Source organism: Amycolatopsis azurea DSM 43854 (assembly GCF_001995215.1).
GTDB lineage: Bacteria > Actinomycetota > Actinomycetes > Mycobacteriales > Pseudonocardiaceae > Amycolatopsis > Amycolatopsis azurea.
The window spans coordinates 179,307-200,897 of sequence record NZ_MUXN01000011.1 but is presented as its reverse complement, the minus strand read 5'-3'; the positions used below and the strand labels follow the sequence as shown (position 1 = coordinate 200,897).

At 69.4% G+C, this 21,591-nt stretch carries 25 protein-coding genes; 11 read left to right on the top strand and 14 right to left on the bottom strand.

What is annotated here, in order from left to right:
- Positions 1-26 precede the first annotated feature (26 nt).
- Entirely contained in the window at positions 27-830 is an 804-nt protein-coding gene (locus tag B0293_RS15595; RefSeq protein WP_005156695.1) for a class I SAM-dependent methyltransferase, read from the bottom strand.
- A gap of 122 nt (positions 831-952) precedes the next feature.
- Here B0293_RS15595 and B0293_RS15590 point away from each other — a divergent pair, with 122 nt between their 5' ends.
- Both B0293_RS15590 and B0293_RS15585 read left to right on the top strand, forming a co-directional pair.
- On the top strand, positions 953-1,198 hold the full coding sequence (locus B0293_RS15590) for a hypothetical protein (protein WP_039917767.1): 246 nt from the start codon (positions 953-955) through the stop codon (positions 1,196-1,198).
- A 37-nt stretch (positions 1,199-1,235) separates the two neighbouring features.
- Positions 1,236-1,694, top strand: a complete 459-nt coding sequence (locus B0293_RS15585) for a peroxiredoxin (RefSeq protein ID WP_005156689.1) — start codon at positions 1,236-1,238, stop codon at positions 1,692-1,694.
- Positions 1,695-1,929: 235 nt separating this feature from the next.
- Here B0293_RS15585 and B0293_RS15580 read toward each other — a convergent pair whose 3' ends face one another.
- Complete coding sequence (locus tag B0293_RS15580; RefSeq protein ID WP_039917764.1) at positions 1,930-2,631, bottom strand: MerR family transcriptional regulator; 702 nt, start codon at positions 2,629-2,631, stop codon at positions 1,930-1,932.
- A gap of 62 nt (positions 2,632-2,693) precedes the next feature.
- Here B0293_RS15580 and B0293_RS15575 point away from each other — a divergent pair, with 62 nt between their 5' ends.
- From B0293_RS15575 to B0293_RS15565, 3 genes are all read left to right on the top strand, one after another.
- Positions 2,694-3,173, top strand: a complete 480-nt coding sequence (locus tag B0293_RS15575) for a DUF6194 family protein (protein ID WP_005156685.1) — start codon at positions 2,694-2,696, stop codon at positions 3,171-3,173.
- Between the two features lie 27 nt (positions 3,174-3,200).
- Positions 3,201-3,947 carry a TioE family transcriptional regulator gene (locus B0293_RS15570; RefSeq protein ID WP_005156682.1) on the top strand — a complete coding sequence of 249 codons (747 nt, stop codon included), beginning with the start codon at positions 3,201-3,203 and terminating at the stop codon, positions 3,945-3,947.
- A 184-nt stretch (positions 3,948-4,131) separates the two neighbouring features.
- The gene (locus tag B0293_RS15565; protein ID WP_005156679.1) at positions 4,132-5,292 is read left to right on the top strand and encodes a S1 family peptidase; all 1,161 of its coding nucleotides are present in this window, start codon (positions 4,132-4,134) and stop codon (positions 5,290-5,292) included.
- Positions 5,293-5,530: 238 nt separating this feature from the next.
- Here the strand turns inward: B0293_RS15565 and B0293_RS15560 are convergent, their stop codons facing one another.
- The 4 genes from B0293_RS15560 to B0293_RS15545 are packed head-to-tail and all read right to left on the bottom strand — an operon-like array spanning position 5,531 to position 8,098.
- Positions 5,531-6,010: a DinB family protein gene (locus B0293_RS15560; RefSeq protein ID WP_005156674.1), complete on the bottom strand. Its 480-nt coding sequence runs from the start codon at positions 6,008-6,010 to the stop codon at positions 5,531-5,533.
- A gap of 51 nt (positions 6,011-6,061) precedes the next feature.
- On the bottom strand, positions 6,062-7,030 hold the full coding sequence (locus tag B0293_RS15555) for an alpha/beta fold hydrolase (RefSeq protein ID WP_005156669.1): 969 nt from the start codon (positions 7,028-7,030) through the stop codon (positions 6,062-6,064).
- Between the two features lie 13 nt (positions 7,031-7,043).
- Entirely contained in the window at positions 7,044-7,508 is a 465-nt protein-coding gene (locus B0293_RS15550; protein WP_005156668.1) for a DinB family protein, read from the bottom strand.
- The gene (locus B0293_RS15545; RefSeq protein ID WP_209437280.1) at positions 7,505-8,098 is read right to left on the bottom strand and encodes a class I SAM-dependent methyltransferase; all 594 of its coding nucleotides are present in this window, start codon (positions 8,096-8,098) and stop codon (positions 7,505-7,507) included. Before B0293_RS15545 ends, B0293_RS15550 begins: the two co-directional genes overlap by 4 nt.
- Positions 8,099-8,166: 68 nt before the next feature.
- Between B0293_RS15545 and B0293_RS15540 the strand changes: the two genes are divergently transcribed.
- Positions 8,167-8,736 (top strand): helix-turn-helix domain-containing protein, encoded by a 570-nt coding sequence (locus B0293_RS15540; protein ID WP_005156664.1) that lies wholly within the window; start codon positions 8,167-8,169, stop codon positions 8,734-8,736.
- On the opposite strand, the gene B0293_RS15535 is transcribed toward B0293_RS15540, so the two are convergent.
- On the bottom strand, positions 8,733-9,335 hold the full coding sequence (locus B0293_RS15535) for a response regulator transcription factor (RefSeq protein ID WP_005156662.1): 603 nt from the start codon (positions 9,333-9,335) through the stop codon (positions 8,733-8,735). The genes B0293_RS15540 and B0293_RS15535 overlap by 4 nt on opposite strands.
- Positions 9,332-10,450: a sensor histidine kinase gene (locus tag B0293_RS15530; RefSeq protein WP_005156661.1), complete on the bottom strand. Its 1,119-nt coding sequence runs from the start codon at positions 10,448-10,450 to the stop codon at positions 9,332-9,334. The genes B0293_RS15535 and B0293_RS15530 overlap by 4 nt, the downstream gene beginning before the upstream one ends.
- Positions 10,451-10,569: 119 nt before the next feature.
- Between B0293_RS15530 and B0293_RS15525 the strand changes: the two genes are divergently transcribed.
- Both B0293_RS15525 and B0293_RS15520 read left to right on the top strand, forming a co-directional pair.
- Complete coding sequence (locus B0293_RS15525) at positions 10,570-11,454, top strand: ABC transporter ATP-binding protein (protein ID WP_039917730.1); 885 nt, start codon at positions 10,570-10,572, stop codon at positions 11,452-11,454.
- Between the two features lie 28 nt (positions 11,455-11,482).
- A complete protein-coding gene (locus tag B0293_RS15520; protein ID WP_005156656.1) occupies positions 11,483-12,202 on the top strand; it encodes an ABC transporter permease in 720 nt (239 codons plus the stop codon).
- Between the two features lie 29 nt (positions 12,203-12,231).
- On the opposite strand, the gene B0293_RS15515 is transcribed toward B0293_RS15520, so the two are convergent.
- Positions 12,232-12,969, bottom strand: a complete 738-nt coding sequence (locus tag B0293_RS15515) for a DUF2306 domain-containing protein (protein WP_063936636.1) — start codon at positions 12,967-12,969, stop codon at positions 12,232-12,234.
- Between the two features lie 84 nt (positions 12,970-13,053).
- Here B0293_RS15515 and B0293_RS15510 point away from each other — a divergent pair, with 84 nt between their 5' ends.
- Positions 13,054-13,824: a TetR/AcrR family transcriptional regulator gene (locus B0293_RS15510; protein WP_005156641.1), complete on the top strand. Its 771-nt coding sequence runs from the start codon at positions 13,054-13,056 to the stop codon at positions 13,822-13,824.
- 475 nt (positions 13,825-14,299) lie between these two features.
- Here B0293_RS15510 and B0293_RS15505 read toward each other — a convergent pair whose 3' ends face one another.
- The 4 genes from B0293_RS15505 to B0293_RS15490 are packed head-to-tail and all read right to left on the bottom strand — an operon-like array spanning position 14,300 to position 17,508.
- Positions 14,300-15,088: an ABC transporter permease gene (locus B0293_RS15505; protein ID WP_005156636.1), complete on the bottom strand. Its 789-nt coding sequence runs from the start codon at positions 15,086-15,088 to the stop codon at positions 14,300-14,302.
- Positions 15,085-16,035, bottom strand: coding sequence for a daunorubicin resistance protein DrrA family ABC transporter ATP-binding protein (locus tag B0293_RS15500; RefSeq protein ID WP_005156633.1), 951 nt, complete (start codon positions 16,033-16,035; stop codon positions 15,085-15,087). Before B0293_RS15500 ends, B0293_RS15505 begins: the two co-directional genes overlap by 4 nt.
- Before the next feature lie 32 nt (positions 16,036-16,067).
- On the bottom strand, positions 16,068-16,913 hold the full coding sequence (locus tag B0293_RS15495; RefSeq protein ID WP_005156629.1) for a DUF4097 family beta strand repeat-containing protein: 846 nt from the start codon (positions 16,911-16,913) through the stop codon (positions 16,068-16,070).
- A gap of 58 nt (positions 16,914-16,971) precedes the next feature.
- Complete coding sequence (locus B0293_RS15490; protein ID WP_039917727.1) at positions 16,972-17,508, bottom strand: toxin-antitoxin system HicB family antitoxin; 537 nt, start codon at positions 17,506-17,508, stop codon at positions 16,972-16,974.
- Between the two features lie 441 nt (positions 17,509-17,949).
- Between B0293_RS15490 and B0293_RS15485 the strand changes: the two genes are divergently transcribed.
- Positions 17,950-18,519, top strand: a complete 570-nt coding sequence (locus B0293_RS15485) for a helix-turn-helix transcriptional regulator (RefSeq protein ID WP_005156624.1) — start codon at positions 17,950-17,952, stop codon at positions 18,517-18,519.
- A gap of 9 nt (positions 18,520-18,528) precedes the next feature.
- Here B0293_RS15485 and B0293_RS15480 read toward each other — a convergent pair whose 3' ends face one another.
- Positions 18,529-19,173 carry a helix-turn-helix transcriptional regulator gene (locus tag B0293_RS15480; RefSeq protein ID WP_005156623.1) on the bottom strand — a complete coding sequence of 215 codons (645 nt, stop codon included), beginning with the start codon at positions 19,171-19,173 and terminating at the stop codon, positions 18,529-18,531.
- A 93-nt stretch (positions 19,174-19,266) separates the two neighbouring features.
- Here B0293_RS15480 and B0293_RS15475 point away from each other — a divergent pair, with 93 nt between their 5' ends.
- On the top strand, positions 19,267-21,507 hold the full coding sequence (locus B0293_RS15475; RefSeq protein WP_005156622.1) for an ATP-binding protein: 2,241 nt from the start codon (positions 19,267-19,269) through the stop codon (positions 21,505-21,507).
- Positions 21,508-21,591 lie beyond the last annotated feature (84 nt).

Sequence of the window (21,591 nt, the reverse complement as noted above, 5' to 3'; positions counted from 1 at the left end):
TGGAACGGATCCGGCACGCCGTTCGATCAGCGGACGGTGCCGGAGCCCACCAGCGTGGTGGCGTCGAGTTCGGTGACACCCTCGGCGCTCAACGATTCGAGGTAGCGCTCGCGGACCCGCTCGACGACATCGGGTTCGAGACCGTCGACGATGCCCCGGAAGCCGGAACCGATGACCACCAGCCACGCCACTTCGGGCGTCATCGTCAGTCGCAGTTCGTTGACCTCGACGTCCACATCGGACAGACCCCGGCCGGAAAGCCATTCGGCGTACGGGCCGGCCTGGTTGATCCGGTCGATCAGGCCGGGCTCCCGCTCCGGCGGCGGTTCGGAATCGGTCACCGCGACCATAGCCCGCCCGGCATGACGACCGGCCGTCACCATGGCCCCTTCCCGCCAGATGGTGAACACCGCCCGCCCACCAGGACGGGCCCGGCTGATCAGCCGTTCGGTCCCGGCCGTCATGTCGGGGAAGAAGAAAATGCCGAGCGCGGACAACACGGCGTCGTAACCGCCGGTTTCCCAAGCCGTCGCGTCGGCTTCCCGCGCGCGCAACTGCGGCAGGTCCGCCGAGAGCCGGCGCAACTCGCCGATCATCGGGCCGGAAAGATCGATCGCGTCCACCAGGCCACCGGCCCCGACCGCCCGCGCCGCGGGAAGCGCCGAAGCCCCGGTGCCGCAGCAGGCGTCGAGGACCCGGGATCCTTCACCGAGCCCGGCGGCCGCCACCGTGGCCGCGCCGATCGGCTCCCACAGATGACGCCCCAGTGCGGTGAAATCGGCGGCGGCGGCGTCGAAAGCACGCTGCGTGCCCACCTTGCGAGAAGACATGCCGCGACGATATCCGTTTCCCGCCCCGCGCGTCGTGAGAAAGCACCTACGCCGATCGGAGGCCGGAGGGGCACCCGGCCGGCGGGCGATTCGCGGGCGGATCCGGCCCTAGCGTGGTCGTCATGAGGAAAATCCTGCTCGGCGCAGTCATCGTCCTGGGCATGATCGCCGCCCCGGCTTCCGCGAGCGCGCTGGAGACCAAGGAGTTCGTGGGCCACGGTGCCAGCAGGTTCGGCTTCGCGCTCCTCTATGCCCGCCAGGACGCCAGGGCCCAGGCGGATCGGGCCGGATTCAAGGACTGTGAGGAGTACGACAAGCTCGTCCTGTCTCCGTACGACGCGACGGTCTTCTGGCGCTGCACCCGCTGAGACCAATCCGGGGCGCCCCGGGCTCCGAATGTGGGACATGGACCAAGGAGACCTCGCCCCGGACTTCACCCTGCCCGACGACACCGGCAAGGACCGCACACTGTCGGACTTCCTGTCCACCGGCCCTGTCGTGCTGTTCTTCTATCCGGCCGCGATGACCGGTGGCTGCACCGCCGAAAGCTGCCACTTCCGCGACATGGCCGCGGAATTCGGGGAAGTCGGCGCCCACCGCGTCGGGATCAGCCCGGACGGCGTCACCAAACAGCGCGAATTCTCCAGTCTGCACGGCTTCGACTACCCGTTGCTGTCCGATGTGGACGGTGCTGTCGCGAAGCAGTTCGGCGTCTGGCGGCGGTTCAGCCCGCTGCACGCCAAGCGGCACACCTTCGTGATCGGCACCGACCGCAAGATCCTCGCGGTGATCAAGAGCGAGCTGAAGTTCGACGTCCACGCCGACAAGGCGCTCGCGGCCCTGCGGGAACGCATCTCCTCGTGAGCGGCCGCCCGGACCGACTCGGTACCTGCGCTTGCCCTCCCGCGGTACATGAAGGCCCCCTTCCTTGCGCCTGGCGCTAGGAAGGGGGCCTTCATGTACCCGGCGAGGCGTGAAGGTCGAGTTTCCTCGGCTGAGCCGCGTGAAGGGGGCCTTCACGCGCAGCCGCTGTGACTGTTGGTGCGCCTGGGGCGAACGTGGCGGTCCTGAAGCCCGTGCGAGAACAGGCGGCTACCGCCTACCCAGTGGCGTCCGCGGAGCAGAGATAGAGGTGGTGGGTCCCCTCGAAAAGTGCCCGCGAGCGGGCCTCGATGCCCTCGTCCCGGGCGGCGAGCGCGGAAGCGACGTCCTCCAGCCGCCGCGATCGCCGCAACTCCGGCATCAGCGTGCGCAGGGGCTCGACGCGGTATCCGGCCAGCCGCAGCTGGTGCACGATCCGCGCGTCCCGCACCTGCGACGGCGTGTACCGCCGCGTCCCCCGCGGATCGCGGTCGGGCACGACGAGCCGTTCCGCGTCCCAGTGCCGCAGCGTCGAGGGACGCACGCCGAGCGCCGACGCGAGTTCGGAAACGCTCATCGCGTCCGAGCCGCGCACGTCCTCGATCGGTTCGCGGGAGATCACCCGGACGGCTTCCCTGGTCTCTCGGAGGTCCGCGCGTTCGGCGTCGAGCCCGGCGTGGGCGGCGTCGAGCAGCGCGAGTACCTCGGGGAGCGGGTCCCGGTGCACGGCCTGGACGATCTTCTTGGCCTCGACAGGCCCTACGCCGGCGGCGAGCGCGCGATAGGCCAGCGCGGACCGGAGGTGGATCTCCCCGTAGTTCCGGTAGCCCGACGCCGTCCGCGTCGCCGCCGGGAGTACGCCGTCGCGTTCCAGGTTGCGCACCTGCTGGACGGAGTATCCCGCCCGCCTCGCGATCTCCGCAGTTTTGAGACTTGCCATCATCACTCCCACGAAAACCTCGTCGAACCCTCCACAAGCACTTTAATGCGACGCTTGAGCACATGACCACCGAAGAGATCATCGGCCTCATAGCGGGCCTCGACGGCGTCCTGGCCCTCACCCCCTCGGCAGGCGACGACTGGCCGGAGCTCAGCTGGGGCGACGCGTTCTTCTACTACTCCCCCGACGGCGTCGTCCCGACGAACGTCCAGCCCTTCGCGACGATCGTGACCAAGAACTACCCCGGCGACGAGACCTCGCGCCTGGACCGGCCGGACACGTTCCGCGTCAACATCCACGCCGGGAAGGAGGAGTTCGCCAAGCGGCTCGGCCGGGCGCCCCGGGAAGCGGCCGGAACCGACGTCGATCCCGGCGTCGAGGACACCGTGATCGCCCATCCCGTGTACGGGTCCGCCGGCTGGCTGGCGATCGTCAATCCGGGGTCGAAGACCGAAGCGGCCACCCGCGAACTGCTCGAGACGGCATACGGGCTGGCCCGCGCGCGGTACGAACGGCGGGCGGAATCCTCGCGCGATCAGTGAAACCCCAAAACTTGTATCGTGGGGCGAGTGGGCCGCAACCTCCGAACCGGCGAACGGCTGAGGCCGGTCGATCTGGCGCGTGAGCACGGTCTGTCCACACAGGCCGTCCGCAACTACGAGGCGGACGGCATCCTCCCCGCCGCCGAACGCAGCCCGCACGGCTACCGCACCTACACGTCACTGCACGCGCGAGCCTTGCGGGCCTTCCTGGCCCTGGTACCCGGACACGGCCACGCGACGGCGGTGTCGATCATGGCGGCGGTCAACCGGGGCGCGGTCGAGGAGGCGCTGCGGCTCGTCGACGAAAGCCACGCGCAGCTGCTCGAAGACCGCCGCACCCTCCAGGCCGTCACGGCCGCGCTCCGCGACCTCGAGCCCGTGCCGCAGGAGCGGGGCGACCTGTTCGTCGGCCCGCTGTCCCGGAAACTCGGCGTCCGGCCCGCCACCCTGCGCAAATGGGAACTCGCCGGCCTGCTCCGGCCCGAACGCGATCCGCGGACGGGTTATCGCGTCTACAGCGCGGCAGACGTCCGCGACGCCAAGCTGACCCATCAGCTCAGGCGGGGCGGCTATCTCCTGGAGCGGATCGCACCGCTGATCGAGCAGGTCCGGTCCGCCGGTGGCGTCGTGCCGCTCGAATCGACCTTGCGCGACTGGCATTCCCGGCTCTCGGCCCGAGGCCGCGCGATGCTGTCGGGCGCCGCCGCTCTCGACGCCTATCTCGACAGCACGAACGCTGACACTTTTGGGACAATGACACTTCCGCGCAATTGAAAGCGCAGGCAATTCGCGTTTTCCGCATACGAAAGTAGTACCGCGATCACGGAACCTACTTTCGGCGCTACGAAGGGATAGGCGCGCGCTCGTAACGTGCGTCACGTCGAGATGAACCGCCCGGTCCCTGCCTTTAGTACATATTCCGGCGGTTCGTCATTCCCTCCTTATCGAAGGAATTCGCATGCGTATTCGCGGACCCGTCATGCTCACTCTGCTGAGTGTCTGTGCCGGAATCGGTGCCTTGGCCGTCCCGGCGACCGCCGCACCGGCCAACGCTTACGACCAGACGATGCTGGAGACCCTCGCCGCCCAGCTCCGGGTCAGCCCGCTGCAGGCCGCGCAGAAGCTGGACCATGAGAAGAACCTGATCTCGTCGCTGGAGAGCATCAGAACGCGGGGCCTGCACACCGACGGCGCGTACTTCGACGACGCCGGCGCCCTCGTGGTGAACGCCGCCGACGCCGGGTCCGCCCAGGCGATCCGGTCGGCCGGGCTGACGCCGCGTGTCGGCGCCCGCGGCGAGAACGCGCTGAACACCCTGGCCGACACCGTCGGCAAGGTGATCGGCGGCGATGTCGGCCAGGTGCAGTCGTGGGGTCCGGAACTCGCGGCCGACCAGGTCGTCGTCACCGTGCAGCCGGGTGCCGACGGCGCCCTCGTCCGGCGGCTTTCGGCGCTGCCCGGCGTCGCCGTCCGGACCGGTGTCGCCAACGGCAACACCACCCAGGCCGATGTCATCCCCGGCCAGATCATGGACCTCGACCCGGGCACCAACTGCTCGCTCGGCTTCCCCGGCACCACCAGTGACGGCGACAACGTGCTGCTCACCGCCGGGCACTGCGTCGAGGGCAACCCGGACATCCTGAACCGCAACGGCGTCCACATCGGACGCGGTGTCGCCACCGAGTTCCCGTCGGTCGACATGGGCCTGATGGACATCGACGACGAGGACACCGGCCGCGGCTACGTGGACACCCGCAAGGGCACCACGGTGAACATCACCGGCAGCTCGAAGGCCCCGGTCGGCACCACGCTGTGCAAGGCGGGCAACACCACCGGCTGGACCTGCGGCAAGATCACCGCCTACAACCAGACCGTGCGCTACAGCGGGGAAAGCGTCGCCACCACCGGGCTGGCCAAGTCGACCGTCTGCACCGAAGGCGGGGACAGCGGCGGCGCCTACATCGCGGGCAACACCGCGCAGGGCATGACCTCCGGCGGTCCCAACGACGGCCACGACTGCGGCTGGAACCAGGGTTCCAACGCGACCGGCTCGTACTCCTACTACCAGCCCGTCGTGGACGCGGCGAACAACTACGGGGTCACGCTGACCCGTTCCTGACACGGGAACAGTCGTGAGTGGTAAGTGCCGTTAGAACGACACTTACCACTCACGACCACCGCGACCCACCGCCTGCCCGCCACCTCCGGTTGCCTGCTTCGCGCGCGCCCCCGCGAACGGTCGTCACGCCGGGGACGCGATCCCGCGGAACGCGTTGTGAAAGCCACTTTCGCAACCTTGAGGGTTGCGAAAGTGGCTTTCACAACGCTGTCTCCCGTCAGACCACCCGGACCAATGCCTAAGCGCTCAGGATCTGCTCCCGCAGGATGTCCGCGTGGCCGCCGTGCTGGGCGAGCTCGCGCAGCATGTGCAGGTACACCCAGCGCAACGGAAGCGGGCCGCGCCGGTTGCCGCGGACCAGGTCGTCCAGTTCGAGGTTCGACGCCGCCTCGCGTGACGCCTCGCAGGTTTCGCGGTACGCCTGCCGCACGGAGGCGATCGTGTCCTCTTCGTCGAGGACGAACGATTCGTCCGGCGTGTCGGGGATCCCGATCTCGGCGCGCGAGCGGCAGGTGACGGCCTCGTCGAACCACACCTTCTCCACGAAGGTCGCGTGCTTCACGAGCCCGAGCAGGGTCGTCCGGGAGGGCACGAGCGACCGCCGCGCCTGTTCCTCGGTCAGTCCCTCCAGGCAGGAGTCGAGGACGCGGCGATGCTCGTCGAGGAACACGTCGAACTGTTCGCGGAGGGGACGGTTGAGGACGTCCAAAGTGGGCATGGAAGGTGAGGACACGAGCGAAGCATGGCAAGACCGTCGAGCACCGGCAACCTACTTCAGGAACCCGACCAGCTCCGCGCTCACGAACTCCGGATTCTCCTCGGCCAGCCAATGCCCGGCCCGCGGCACGTCGACGGCGCGGGCGAGATCGGCGACGCGGGGCGCCAGCGTGGCCTTCTGCGGTTCGAGGAGTCCTTCGGCGGTCATCAGCAGAGTGGGCGTGGTGATGGGCTTCGCGCCGACGTTCGCAGCCGCGTCCTGGCCGAGTGTGCGGTAGAGCTCGAAGCCGCCGTGCAGGACCTCCGGCCTGGTGTAGGTGCGGGCGTACTCGTCGATCTCGGCGTCGTCGAAGGGCGGCGGCGCCCCGGGCCCGCCGAAGGCCGTTCCCGAGTAGGCGACCTGGGGATAGAACAGGGAGAGATACTCGCGGACGTCGTCGCCGACGACGGCTTCGGGAACCGTCTTCTGCGAGTGGAAGGCGATGTGCCAGCTCAGGTTCCGGTAGGCCGTCGCGTCGAGCGCGGGACCCGGTAGCGGAAGGTCGAGATAGGCGAGTTTGGCGATATCGCCGGGGAACTGCGCGGCGTACTGGAACGCGACGGCGGCGCCGAGATCGTGTCCGGCGATCCGGGCGTCGCGCAGGCCCAGCTTTCCGGCGACGAGCCCGTGCACGTAGCGGGCGAGGGTCGCTTTGTCGTAGCCGGGCGGAGATCCGGTGCTGTCGCCGAGTCCGGGAAGGTCGAGCGCGTACACCGTGAAGTGTTCGGCCAGCGCGGGCATGACGCGGTGCCAGCCGTACCAGGTCTGCGGCCAGCCGTGCAGCAGGACGAGCGGCGCTCCCTTCCCGCCGGTGACGTAGTGCATCTTCACCCCGTCGACGTCGGCGAACTCGTGCCGGAACGTTTGCGCGAAAGCCGGGTCGCCGCGGGTGACGTTCTCGTAGGCCGGGGCGGACGGCGGTGACGCGCAGGCCGTCAGCAGGGCGAGGGCCGCGACGAACGCGGCGGCTCGGTGGAACATGGAGATCTCCCTTTCAGCGCCCGGTGGCGCCGTCGATCAGTTCGCGCAGGATGTCGGCGTGTCCCGCGTGCCGTGCGGTTTCTTCGATCAGGTGGGTCAGCGTCCAGCGCCGTGATCCCCGGCGGGGCCCCTTCGCGGCGAGGTCGTCCCAGGACGCGATCTCGGCGTTCGCTTCGTCGATGGTTTCCTGGTAGGCGGCGAGAATCGACGCCGTCGTGTCGCCGGTGGCCGGATGGAACGTCGCTTTCCAGTCGGCGACGTGGTGCCCGAGCAGCCAGTGCCGTTCCACCTGCGTCAGGTGCTTGACCAGGCCCAGCAGGTTCGTGCCGGAGGGCACGCCGGGGGTCCGTGCCAGGTCCGCCGGCACCCCGTCGGCCTTGGCCACCACAGCGGAGCGCAGGTAGTCGAGGAAACCGGCGAGCACGTCCTTCTCACCTGCTCCGGTGGAAGGTGGCCCGGCGTCGCGTTTGCGGCTCACCGCTCTGCCCGCCGGAGCACCAGGATGTGGTCGACGACGGTCGCGGTCTCACCCGCCGGGCCGGTGGCCTCCCGTTCGTCGGCGTCCGCACGGTCGATCGACCATTCCGCCGGGTCGAGTCCGAGCCCGGCCGCCACTTCGAGCGGAGTGGGGAATCGGGCGTCCTGGTCCCACGACCACGGTGCGGCGGAGCCGTGATCGACGACGATCAGCCGTCCGCCGGGTTTCACGGCGTTCGCGGCGGTCCGCAGCACGCGGGCCCGGTCCAGTGCGAACGGCGTGTGGAAGTACAGCGCGGACACCAGGTCGAAGGTGCCGCCGGGGAAGTCTTCGGCCAGGTCGACGCGGAGCGCCGTGATCGGCTCGCCGCGTGTCCGCAGCGAGCGCACGGCAGCGCCGGAGATGTCGACAGCGGTCACCCGCCAGCCTCGGCCTGCCAGCCAGAGCGCGTCTCCCCCGCCACCGCAGCCGAGATCGAGCGCCGTGCCCGGGGTCAGCGGGCCGGCGATCTCGGCCAGTCTCGTGTTCACCTTCGGCGTTCCGGCCGATCGCCGTTCGTGGAGCCCGTCCCAGAATTCCGTCGCGTTCATGGTCACCACCTTCGCCTCGGACACGGCGAGTTGGCACGAAAACTTGCCGACCTGGCAAGATCGACGGCATGGACGAGACGGACGAGGTGCTGGACGCCGTCGGCCCCCGGTTACGCGCCCTGCGCAAGCACCGGGGCCTGACCCTGGCCGAGTTGTCGGCGTCGACCGGGATCTCGGAAAGCACCTTGTCGCGGCTGGAAAGCGGCGGGCGCCGCCCCACGCTGGAACTGCTGCTGCCGTTGGCCCGCGTGCACGGCGTGCCGCTCGACGACCTCGTCGGCGCGCCCCGCACCGGCGACCCGCGGATCCATCTGCGGCCGATTCACCGCCACGGCATGACCTTCTTGCCGCTCACCCGGCGCGCCGGTGGCGTGCAGGCGTTCAAGATGCTGATCCCCGGCCGCGACGAACCGGCGGAACCCACGCCGCAGACCCACGGCGGCTACGAATGGGTGTACGTCCTCAATGGACGGTTGAGGCTGGTGGTCGGCGACCGGGACCTGGTCCTGCCGCCCGGTGAGGCCGCCGAGTTCGACACCGCGCTGCCGCATTGGCTCGGTTCCGCCGACGGGCACGCCGTCGAGACCTTGGTCCTTTTCGGACCGCAGGGTGAACGCGCTCATATCCGCCCTCGTTAAAGCCAATCGTGTTCGCGGGCGTACCGGGCCGCCTCGTGCCGGGTCTGGGTCTGCGTCTTCTGCATGGCGTTCGAGAGGTAGTTCCGCACCGTGCCCTGCGCGAGGTGGAGCTGGCCGGCGATCTCGGCGACGGAGTAGCCCTCGCCGGTCACCCGCAGCACTTCCAGCTCCCGCTCGGTGAGCGGGCAGTCGTCGACGACGGCGAGCGCGGAGACGTCCGGGTCGATCCAGCGTTTGCCCTGGTGCAGGGCGGCGATGACGGACGTGATGTGCGACGGTTCGGCCGCCTTGCTGACGAAGCCCTGGACACCGAGTTTGAGGGCTTTGCGCAGCACCCCGGGTTTCGCGTGCCGGGTCAGCATGAGGATGACCTGGTTCGGCCTGGTGCGGCGGATCTCCGCGACCGCGCCGAGCCCGTCCACACCGGGCATTTCGAGGTCGATGACGAGGACGTCGGGCTCGTGCCGCAGGGTGGCCTCGACGGCCTCCTCGCCGTTCTCCGCTTCCGCCAGGACGGTGATCTCGCCCTCGAGCGGGAGCAGCGCGGCCATCGCCTTGCGGAGGAGGGCTTCGTCGTCGGCGAGCACCACCGTGGTCATCGCTTCCCCAGTACTTCGGAACGCCTGCCCGGGAAGGACGCGGCCGTCACGAACTGTCCGTCTTCCTGTTCCACCGTCAGTTCGCCGCCGTCGGCGACGACACGTTGTTCGAGCGCGGCCAGCCCGCGCAGTTCCGGCAGCGGTGCGCGCTGGGCGCCGTCGTTGACGATGCTGATGCTCCATTCCGACAGGGTGATCCGCACCCGGGTCGCCTGCGCGTGGCGCAGGATGTTGGTCGTGGTCTCGCGCAGGACCTGGCCGAGCAGCCTGCCCGCCTCCGAGTCGACGTCCGCCTCCCGGTTTACGCGCACGCGGATCCCCGCGGCCTCGAACAGGTTCCTCGCGTTCTCCAGTTCGGCGGAGAGGTTGAGCTCACGCTGGGCATAGGCGAGTTCCTTCGTCTGGGTGATCGTGTCGGCCACGAGCGCGTGGATCTCCCCCAGTTCCTGTTTGGCCCGCTCGGCGTCGATGTCCACCAGTTTCTTGGCGAGCGCGGTCTTCAGCTTCACCACGTGCAGCGTGTGGCCCTGGATGTCGTGGAGATCGCTGGCGAACCGGACGCGTTCGCGGATCACGGCGAGTTCCGCCTCCCGTTCGCGCGACTCTTCGAGTTCCTCGACGACGTCGTAGAACCGCTTGTTGGGGAACATGAGGCCGACCACGATCGCGGTGATCCCGGCGGGGACGAAGACGAACCGGATCAGCTCTCCGGAGACGTCGTCGTGGGCGACGAGCAGCCTCAGCGCACCCACCCCCGCGACGTACGCGGGGAGCGCGAAAGCGGCAGCGATCCGGTGCCGGGGCAACTGGGGAACGACGAAGGAACCCACGAGCAGGATTCCGAAGAACGCCGAACCACCGCCGACCACCAGTACGGAGAACGGCCACACGGCCGCGGTGACGGCCAGGCACGGGATCGCGACCCGCATGACCTCGCCCGACGCCCAGCGCACGAAGGCGACCCCGGCCGCCAGCACACTCACGCTCAAGATGACCGCGTGCCACCAGGTCCGCGCGTCCGAAGCCACCACGATCACCCCGGCGACGGCGAACAGCGGGAGGAACATGGTGAGGTTGAGCCTGCGCAGCTTTCCTCGTGCCGGCTCGGTGTCCACATCAGACATGGTCCCAGTATCGGCCCTCCGCCACGACCGGCAACAGTGACACCACGTCATGGGTTCATCATGACGTGGCCGCACTGGCCGGTACGGGCGCGAGCGGTTGAGATCAAGGCATGACTTCGACAGCAGTGATCGACGTGGACCGGTTGAACCTGAAGTACGGCGACTTCCATGCCGTGAAGGATCTGTCCTTCCAGGTGGGGCGGGGCGAGTTCTATGCCCTGCTCGGCACAAACGGGGCCGGGAAGACCTCGACCCTGGAAACCCTTGAGGGACACCGAAACCCGACCTCGGGCACGGTGCGGGTGCTGGGGAAGAGTCCTCGGGACCGCGCCGCCGTCCGGCCCAAGATGGGCATCATGTTGCAGGAGAGCGGCTTCTCACCGGACCTGACGGTGAAGGAGTCGATCCACCTGATCGGGGCGCTGACCCGGCGCACCGACCGGCTCGAACGCGTGCTCGGCGTCGTGGATCTGACCCGCAAAGCCACCACCAAGGTGTCACAACTTTCCGGTGGCGAAAAGCGGCGGCTCGACTTCGCGACCGCGGTGTACGGCTCGCCGGAGCTGGTGTTCCTCGACGAGCCGACGACCGGTCTGGACATCCAATCGCGGGACGCGCTGTGGGACGCCGTCGACAAGTTGCGCGAGGACGGTTCCACGATCGTGCTCACCACGCATTACCTGGAAGAGGCGCAGCAGCGCGCCGACCGCATCGGCCTGATGCACCGGGGGACCTTCCACCAGGAGGGCACGGTCTCCGAGCTGACGCGGACGCTGCCCGCGGTGATCCGGTTCACCCTCCCGCTCTCGGCTCCCGCGCTGCCGTTGCAGGGCAGGCGTGAACACGACGGGAAGTTCGTCATCGAGACCTTCGGTCTGCAGAAGGACCTGCACCTCCTGCTGCGGTGGGCACAGGACAACGCGATCGAGCTGCTGGACCTCGAAGCGGGCCCGACCCGGCTCGACGACGTGTTCCGCGCCATCGACAACGACTAGACCTCTCACTCCACAAAGGACTCAAACCATGCTCTCCATAGCCCGCAGTGAACTGATCCAGATCTTCCGGAACCGCTCGGTCCTGATCACCAGTTTCGTGATGCCCCTCGCCATCTCCGCGTTCTTCGTCTACCAGCACGATCTCTTCGCCAAGATCGGCAGCCTCGGCTACGTCGCGGCGATCGTGATGTTCACCGTATGCGCGTTCGGCCTCTACACCAGCTCGGTGACCACGCTGGCCTCGCGACGGCAGAACCTGTTCCTCAAGCGGCTGCGCTCCACCGCGGCCGGTGACTCGTCCATCCTGATCGGGCTCGTGCTGCCCGTCACCGTCATCTCACTCGTCCAGGTGGCCGTGATCATGATCGTGCTGGGCGTGGTCGCCGGAACACCCGCGAACGTCGCCCTGCTGGTGGTGGCCGTGCTCGCCACCGTCGCCATGATGATCGGTCTCGGCCTGGCCACCGCCGGCCTGACCAACTCCCCCGAGCACGCCCAGGTCACCACCCTGCCGGTCAGCCTCGGTGTCATCGCCGTGGCCAGCTGGGTCGGCCTCTCCGGCACCGACGACCTGGCGCTGCTCAAGCGGCTGCTGCCCGGGGGCTCGGCCACCGAACTCGCCGTCAACGCCTGGAACGGCGGCGTCGCCGTCGGCGATTCGCTGCTCCTGCTCGCCCCGACGCTGGCGTGGGTATTCGTCGCCGTCGTCCTGGCTTCCCGGATGTTCCGCTGGGAACCGCGCCGCTGACCATCCGAAGTGGACTCTTCCGGGCCTGGTCACCGGCGAGCGGTCGCCTCGCGATCTCGACCGTCGGGCACTGGGCTCGTGAGCGGTTCACCGGCCCGCTTCTTCGGAGCTTTGCGGCGGTCCAGCACGAAGTCCGCGAGCACCAGCAGGAGCAGCGGACCCAACCAGGGCCCGATGCCCAGGGCGCTGTACTTCATGAGGACCTCGCTGCCGCCGAAGGTGGTGTCGATCTGCGGCGTCAGCGCGATCGTGGCCACGATGTTGATCACCCGGCTCAGCACGATCGACATCGCGAGCGCGAAGCTGCGGGACATCCACCGGCGGTGATCGGCGAACCGGCGCCGGCGCGCCATGTGCAGTCCGATGACCGTGACCGCGATCCACAGCACCGAGCCGACCAGGTTGGCCACCCGCACGGACGGGCCCACTGCGGTGTGCCAGCCGATGTACAGCCCCACCACCCCGGCGGGGAGGGCTCCGGCGAAGACGTAGATCCGCCCGGTGATCCGGTGTCCGCGCCGGTACTTGGCCCGGAACGCGGGCCAGACCTGGAAGCAGGCGGTCACCATGGCGACCGTGCCGAAGAGCACGTGCGCGACGAGCATCGGGTAGTAGAGGTCGTTGCCCGGCGGCGGTTCGAGCCGCGACCGGGCCGGGTCGAAGGTCAGGTATGGCGGCACGGAGAAGACCAGGAAAATGCCCGCCACCAGCATCAACGGCACTATCCAGGGGCGCCGCCACCAGCGGGGCGCGGTCGACGAGGTCATGGTGATCCGTTCGGGAGGAGACGTTCAGAAACTATGTACACCATACACATGAATGTACGTCATACAGAGTTTTAGGATGAGCAGATGGCGACACGTGACAACAAGGGCCCGGATCTCCAGCGCAGCCTCGCGTTGCTGTGGGCGGGGCGCACTCCCGGCAGGCGCGGGCCGCGGGCCCAGCTCACCGTGGATCGCATCGCGCGGGCCGCGATCCAGGTCGCGGACACCGACGGCCTGGACGCGCTCTCCATGCAGCGGGTCGCCACCGAGCTCGGCTACTCGACGATGTCGATCTACAACCACATCGCGAGCAAGGACCTGCTCCTGGAGGTGATGGCCGACGTCGCGGCCGCGAAACCACCCGAACTCGACGACGCGGCGGACTTCCGCGAGGCCGTCCATCGGTGGGTCGGCGCTCTCTGGGCGGGCTTCCGGGAACGTCCCTGGCTGCTGCGCGTCCCGCTCGACCACTCCCCGATCGGTCCCAACCACCTCGCCTGGATGGACCGCCTGCTCCGCCCCCTGCTCAAAGCCGGGCTCGCCCCCGCCGAGGCGAGGGCCGCCGCCCTGCACCTGACCGCCGTCGTCCGCGGCACGGCGCAGATCAGCCTGGACATGGACAGCGCGTACAAGACCGACGGCGGGCTCCCGCACACCGAAACCGAACTGTCGCGGGCACTGACGGACCTCGTCGACCCCGAGAACTACCCGGCGCTGGCGGCCGTCCACGCGGCGGAAGCCACTGTCCACTCAGGACGAAAGGAGGCCGTGGACGGGGCGCTGCCCGCCGAACTCGGCTTCGGGGTGGACCGGTTCCTGGACGGCATCGACGCCTGGGTCACGAAGCGGGCCTGACCCCGCGGGTCAAGTGGGTCGTGAGTGGCGATTCGGGCTAGGGCTGACCATGTCGTGCTCGGCTGTTCGTGCGTCGGTCCGGGAGGTGAGTGTCTCGTGCGCCTCGCCCGGGACGCTCAACGTCTCATGCGTGGCGCTCGCGACCTCGACACGCGTCGAGGCCCGGTCACGAGCGTGTCGTCCCTCCAATCACCCGTGTCGTCCGTCTGATCACCCGTGCCGTCCGACCAGTCACGCGGCGGTGAGGCGTCGATGAGCGTGGTCGTGAGTGGTGATTCGGTTCTCTGGAGCGGTAAGGCATACGTGCCAAACGGCTCTCTGCCAGGCCCCCGCGAAGCCCCCAATGCCACATTCGGGACGCTCAGCGTCCCCAATGCCACATTGGGGACATCAGCCCTGAGCCGTGACGCAAAGCGCCCCGGGCCGGAACCGGGCAAGCGGTTCCGGCCCGGGCGACCCCCAGTCTCACTCAGGCTCAGCGGTCACGTTCCTTGGCGAACAAGGACTTCGACCAGAGGTACCCGACCGTCGAGAGCACGACGCACCAGCCGACCGCGAACCAGCCGCTGTCGCCGATCGGGGTGCCGAGCAGCAGTCCCCGGATGGTCTCGATGACCGGTGTGAACGGCTGGTAGTCGGCGAACCAGCGCAGCCAGGCGGGCATGGAGTCCGTCGGCACGAACCCGCTGCCGAGGAACGGCAGCAGCATGAAGATCATAGGTGTGTTGCTGGCCGTCTCCACGCTCTTCGCCGCCAGGCCCAGCGCCACCGAAAGCCAGGTGAGCGCGATGGTCAGCAGCAACAGCACGCCGACCACGGCGAACCACTCGCCGACGCCGGCCGTCGGCGAGAAGCCGACGAGCAGCGTGACCCCGAAGACCACGGCGAGGGCGAACGCCGTCTGGATGAACGCGCCGATGACGTGCCCGGTCAGGACCGAGGCCTTGCTGATCGCCATCGTGCGGAACCGGGCGATGATGCCCTCGGTCATGTCCGTCGCCACGGAGATCGCGGTGCCGAGTGCGGCACTGCACACGGTCACGAGCAGGATGGCGGGCGTGACGTAGCCGACGTACTCGGCTCTGCCGCCCCCACCGCCGAGCCCGTTCCCGAGCGTCCCGCCGAAGACGTAGACGAACAGCAGCAGGAACACGATCGGCTGGCCGATCAGCATGATGGTGAGTGACGGATACCGTTGCATGTGCCGGATGTTGCGGCGCAGCATGGTCGCCGAGTCGCGCATCGAAAGGGACAGGGTGCTCATCGGGCCATCTCCTTGGTCGCTTCGGTCCGGTGACCGGTGAGGCTGAGGAACACGTCGTCGAGGTCCGGGGTGTGCACGGTGAGGCTGTCGACGGCGACCGCCTCGGCGTCGAGCCGGTCCAGCACCGCGCGGAGGGCGGTGACGGTGCCGTCGGTCGGCACGCGGAGCACCAGGGCCTCTTCGTCCGAAGTGGACACTCGAAGCGCACGGGTCGCGTCGCGCAACGCGATGGTGTCGGGGAACTTCAGCTGCATGTGCCCGCCGGGCACGCGCCGCTTCAGTTCGTCGGGTGTGCCCAGCGCGACGATCCGGCCGCCGTCGAGTACCGCGACGCGGTCGGCGAGCTGATCGGCCTCCTCCAGGTACTGCGTGGTGAGGAAGATCGTCACCCCACTGTGGACGAGGTCCCGGATGATCTCCCACATCGTGCGGCGGCTGCGCGGGTCGAGACCGGTGGTCGGTTCGTCGAGGAAGATGACCTTGGGATCGCCGATCAGCGTCATCGCCAGATCGAGCTTGCGGCGCATGCCACCCGAGAAGGTGGCCGGCGTCTTCTTGGCGGCGTCGGTCAGTTCGAACCGCTCCAGGAGTTCGGCGGCACGCTTGCGCCCCGCGCGGCGTGGCAGATGGTGCAGATCCGCCATGAGGAACAGGTTCTCCTCACCGGTGAGCAGGTTGTCGACGGCGGAGAACTGGCCGGTGACGCCGATGGCGGCGCGGACGCCGTCCGGATCGGTGGCCAGGTCGGCTCCCGCGACGGTCGCGCCACCGGCGTCCGGACCGACCAAAGTGGACAGGATGTTGACCGTGGTGGTCTTGCCCGCGCCGTTCGGGCCGAGCAGCGAGAAGACGGTGCCGGTCGGGACGTGCAGGTCGATACCGTCCAGGACGACCTTGTCGCCGTAGGACTTGCGCAGTCCGGTCGCGGAGATTGCCGGGTGTCTCATGTGGATTCCCCTGGGGTGTGAGAAGTCGCGGATCAGGAACGGTGAACGATGATGTCGCCGACGGCGGTCCCGGCGTGGACTTCGAGCTTGTCGGTCGTGTCACCGGGCGCGCCGGCGGCGGTCATGTCGTTGATGACGCGGCCGAAGCGGGTGTTCACGTCGAGCCAGGCCGCGCTGCCCTCGCGGACGCCGACCTCGATGCTCCCCATCGACGTGTCGAGGGTGAGCGTGCCCCTGGCCGCGTCGAGCACGCGGACGGAACCGTTGGCGGTCTTGGCTTCGACACCGCTCTCGGCCTTGTCGACGGTGATGTCTCCGTTGGCCGAGCGGAGGCGGATCGAGTCACCGGCCGTCCCGATCGTGGTGGATCCGTTGGAGTTCTTGACCACCGCGGTGCCCGTGATCGTGCCGACCTCCACCCGGCCGGAACTCGTGCTGATGTCGGCGTCGCCGTCGACGTGCCCGACGACGATGCTCCCGGACGCGGAGCGCAGTTTCACCTCGCCGGCGTGGTCGAGCCGGATGTGCCCGGTCCCGGACTTGTAGCTGCACGAACCGATCCGCCCGGTCACCGTCAGATCGCCGAGGCCGGTGCTCCCCTGCACCCGGGAGCCGGCGGGCAGTTCGATGGTCACGTCGATCGACCTCGTCCGGTGGGAGAAGTCGAGCAGGCGCATCTTCGGCGCGCGGACCGTCAGCGTGCCGCCGGAGAACTCGACGACGGTCCGCTTGGCGGCCGCGACGTCGGAGTCGTTGTTCGCGTCCATCGGAGCGACTTCGACGACCGTTTCGGCGCGGTCCCCGGCGACGATGCGGACGGTGCCGACGACCGGTTCGAGGTCGGCGACGATGGGTTCCGGAGTGGCGAAAGAAGGCATGGTTGTCCCCTGAAAGGTGGTGTGTTGGGTGTTTGTGCTGGTCTGCGGGGTCTAGGCCCTAGCTGACCCAGCCGGTGTACCGCTGCGTGCCGGGAAGACCGCCGCCCGGCGTGCCGTGCGGAGTGGCCGGTTCCGACGGTCGCAACGCGGCGGACGCGGCCCGCACGAGCCACGCGTTGACCGAACGGCCCTGCGCGGCCGCGGCCTCCTCGACTCGTGCCTTGAGCTGTTCCGGCAACCGGAAGTTGATGCGGGCCGTGGCCCCTTCCTCGTCCGGAATCGGGGGCAGTGGCGGCATCGGCGGCGCCGGAGGCTCCGGCACCGATGCCGCCCCGGGCCCGGCCTGGCCGACCGCGGGAAGCGTGACGGCGAAGCTGGCTTCCCCGGCACGAAGCCGGACCTCGACCGAACCGGGCGCGAGGTCCCGGGTGATCTCGTCCGACGCGGCGGACAACGCGTCCAGCAGCGCGAGACGGATGGCCGACGCGAGCGGCGCGGTCAGTCGTTCGGCGAGAGCGCTCGCCTCGGCTCCCCCCGCCTCGGCGGCGACGGCGAGCTCCCGGCGAACGTTGTCCACAAAGGGCGTCAAATCCATGATGCCATCATGGCACCACGATGGTGCCATTGCAAGGACAAAGTGGTGCCAAGCGGCGCCAAAGTGGCGTTTGCACAGCTCGAAGGCACTTTATTCGAATCATCGGACCAGCGGATGCCCCTTCGGCCAGTCTCGGCTGGCGGGGGAAGCAGGACACGGCCGAACGCGTTGCCGGGCCGTTCGCGGCGGGCGAGAATCGCCACGAGCCGCGCGGAAGAGGGAGCGACCCACCGTCGGGTGTGGGGGTCACCCAGGCGGGCCGCTACCCGATCTCCACCGTACAAGAGGTCGGCGCGCTCGCGCGGGCAACGCTTTTTGTCCTTGCGGCTCTTGACAAACCGAAGATCCACAGTGGACTGAATGGCGTCCGCGGCAGAAGAGGAACACATGCAAGCAGTTCGGGTGAGGGTCTGCGCCCTGGACCCCATCACGAAGGCCGGAATGGCCGACCTCCTCGACACCCGGGCGGCCGTGCGCGTGGTCGATGACCGGACACGGGAAGAAACGGACGTCGTCGTCGCCGCCTTCGAACGGTTTTCGCCCGACGCGGTCACCGCGTTGCGTGCGGTCACCGCCGAACTCGGCAAGCCGATCGTGCTGGTGACCGACCGGATCGAGGAGGGCGGGCTCGCGGCCGCCGTGGCGTGCCGGGTGGTCGCCATCCTGCCGAGGTCCGCGGCGACCGACGCGCGCGTGGCCGACAGCGTCCGCGTCGCCGCGTCGGGAAGCGCGACCCCGCCCCCCGATCTGCTCGACCGGCTGGCCGAACACGCCGAGCGGCTCCACCGCGAGATGCTCGCGCCGAGCGGGCCCGCCGGTGCCGCGCTCTCCTCGCGGGAGATCGACGTCCTGCGCCTGATGGCCGACGGGCTCGACACGGGTGAGATCGCCACCGAACTCTCCTATTCGGAACGCACGGTGAAGAACATCATCTACGCCGTCACCGACCGGCTACGGCTGCGGAACCGGTCGCACGCCGTGGCTTACGCGATCCGTGAGGGAGTCATCTGAAGGCGGTCGTCAGATGAGGCCTTCGCGGAGCGCGTAGGCGACGACGTGCGTGCGGTTGCGCAGACCGAACCGGCTGAGCAGACCGTGCAGGATGTTCTTCACGGTCCGGTCGGAGTAGGCCACCCGCCGGGCGATCTCGCCGGTGTCGAAGCCGTCCGCGAGCAGCCGGAGCACTTCGGTCTCCCGCGGCGAAAGGCCGCTGAGGGTCAGCTCGCGCGGCTCGAGAACTTCCTTGTGCAGCCGCGAAATCCCGCGCAGCAGGCTGCCGAGCTGATCGGCGGGCAGATCACCCCGGCCCGCGTGGGCGTCGGTGACGGCGCGCCGCAGCCGTGCGGGCGTGGCCTCGGCGCGGTCGACGACGACGGCGAGCCCGCGTTCCACCGCGGCCCACAGTTCCGCCTGATTGGGCTGATCCGCGACCAGCACCAGCCGGGCCGGTCCGGCCGGGATCCGGCGCGGTTCGGTTCCCGCGACCGCGACGAGGACGTCGGCCTGCTCCGGATCGTCCCGCAGGATGATGCCGGGGCCGTCGCCGAGCGCGCTGCGCAGGCCCGCCCGGACGAGCGGGTCACCGGCGTGCACGGCGACCCGGATCTCCCCGCGTTCCTGGGTCCTGGCCATCGGCCGGACGGGTGTCGTCATGGTCGTCGACATGCTTTCCAGGTAACCGGCCCCGGAGAAGGCGGGACAAGCGGAACCAGGGGGCAGCTTTTCCTCGGCCGAAGCCTGCCGGTTGAATGGACAGCGGTGGAACCGGTGGAAGCGCCTGAGACGCGGTCGGTGTTCGGCAAGCTGTTGCTCGAACACCGCCGGGCCGCGGGCTGGACACAGGGGCGGCTGGCCGAGGCTTCGGGGATCAGCGTCCGGGCCCTGCGCGAGCTGGAACGCGGCCGCGCGCGAGCCGCCCAGCAGCGCTCCGCCGAAGTGCTGGCGGACGCGCTCGGCCTGACCGGCCGCGACCGGGAGTTCTTCCTGACCGTCGCCAAACAGGGACGACGCCGGAATCCGGCGCTGGCCGCGCAGGTCGCGGCGACCTGCGCGCTGCCCGCGCCGCTGGCGGATCTGTCCGGCAGGGAAAGCGAACTGGAGCAGCTGTCCGCCAAGGTCGCCGAAGGTGGCGGCGTGATCGCGATCGTCGGGCAGGCCGGGGTCGGGAAGACCGCGCTCGCGGTGACCGCGGCGGACCGGTGGCGCCCGGATTTCCCGGACGGCGGCTACGCGGTGGACCTGCGCGGGATGGACGACGAACCGCTGAGCGCCGGGGCCGCGCTCGATCGGCTGCTGCGCGCGCTGGACGTCGCGCCGGGGCAGGTCCCCGCCGCCGAAAGCGAACGGTCGGCGTTGCTGCGGATGCTGCTCGCAGACCGGAAAGTGCTGCTGCTGCTCGACAACGCCGCCGACGAGGCGCAGGTCCGGCCGCTGCTGGCCGCCGGGCCGGACAGTCTCACCCTGATCACCTGCCGTCGCACGCTCGCCGGCCTCGAAGGCGCCCGCTGGCTGGGGCTCGAACCGCTTTCCGACGGCGGCGCGACCGGGCTGCTCGCCAAGATCGTCGGCGCCGACCGGGTGCGCGCGGAACCGGCCGCCGCGCGGGAACTCGTCGAGCTGTGCGGGTACTTGCCGCTCGCGGTCCGGATCGCGGGCAACCGGCTCGCGACCCGGCCGCAGTGGTCCCTGGCCCATCTGGCCGACCGGCTGCGCGACGAAAGCACCCGGCTGCGGGCACTCGCGGTGGGCGATCTCCAGCTGCGGTCGGCGTTCGACCTCTCGTATCGCGCGGTTTCGGCGGGCGCGCGCCGGCTGTTCCGGCGGCTGGCGACCGTGCCGGGCGCCGACTTCGGCGCCGAACTCGCGGGTGTCGTTTCCGGCGTCTCCCAGGGCGACGTCCACGAGCATCTCGACGAACTCGTCGACGCCAGCCTGCTGCAGACGACGGCCGAACCGGAACGTCACCAGTTCCACGACCTGATCCGCCTGTTCGCCGAGGAACGGTTCGACGCGGAGGAGGATTCGGCCACGCGGGAAATCGTGCTCGCCCACCTGCTCGACAAGGCGACCGAAGCGGCCAAGTTGTTCTATCCCAAGGCACCGGAGACCGGGCGGTTCGGCTCGCGGGACGAGCTCGCCCGCTGGCTGGACGTCGAAGGCACGAACTGGGTCGCCGCGCATCGGCTGGCGGCGCGGCGGGGCTGGCACCGGGAAGTCCGCGACCTCGCCGTCGCGCTGCACTGGTATTCCGACGGGCGCAGTGCCCAGAAGCCGTGGCTGGAGATCTTCTCGCTCGGCGCGGCGGCGGCGAGCGCGCTGGGCGACGCCGGGGCCGAGGCGAAACTGCTCAACTTCGTCGGCTGGGCCAGCAGTGTCTGTTCCGGTGACGACAAAGGCGCCGTGATGACGCACCGCCGCGCGCTGGACATCGCGGTCCGGATCGGTGACCGCGTCGAGCAGACCTGGGCGTCCATCTACCTCGGCCAGGTGCTGCGGCTGATCGGCGAGAGCGACGAAGCGTTCGAGTTCGCGAAGCGCGGGTACGAGCTGGCGGACGAACTGCCGTTCTGGGACGGACAGACCACGGCGCGGAACATGTACGGGCGCGCGCTGCTCAACGCCGGACGGCACGCCGAGGCGCTCGCCGTGCACCGGGCCGTGCTCTCCGACGCCGAACGGCTGGCGAGCGACACGTATCCCGGTTTCCACCAGCTGCTGCAGACCCTGACCCTGCGCGCCATCGGTGACGTTCTCGGTGCACTCGCCGAATGGCGGGAAGCGGCGAGCCACTACCGCACCAGCCGATGGCTCGCGTGGGAAGGCGGTTTCGACGGGCTGGAGGTGATCAGCGCGATCCGCGAGGGACGGGCATGGCGGGAAGCCGGGGCCTTCGAAGAGGCCAGGGAGTGCCTCACCCTGGCCGTGGAGCTCTCCACCGCGCCGTCGTTCAACGCCTGGAGGGAACAGGCTTCGGCCGAGTTGGCACTGCTGCCCGGGTGAGGCGCCGGTCCAGGTGGTCGTGAGTGGCGATTCGTGTTCTATTGAGGGGTAAGGCAAATGTGGCCGACCTCGGGTGTTGCGAAA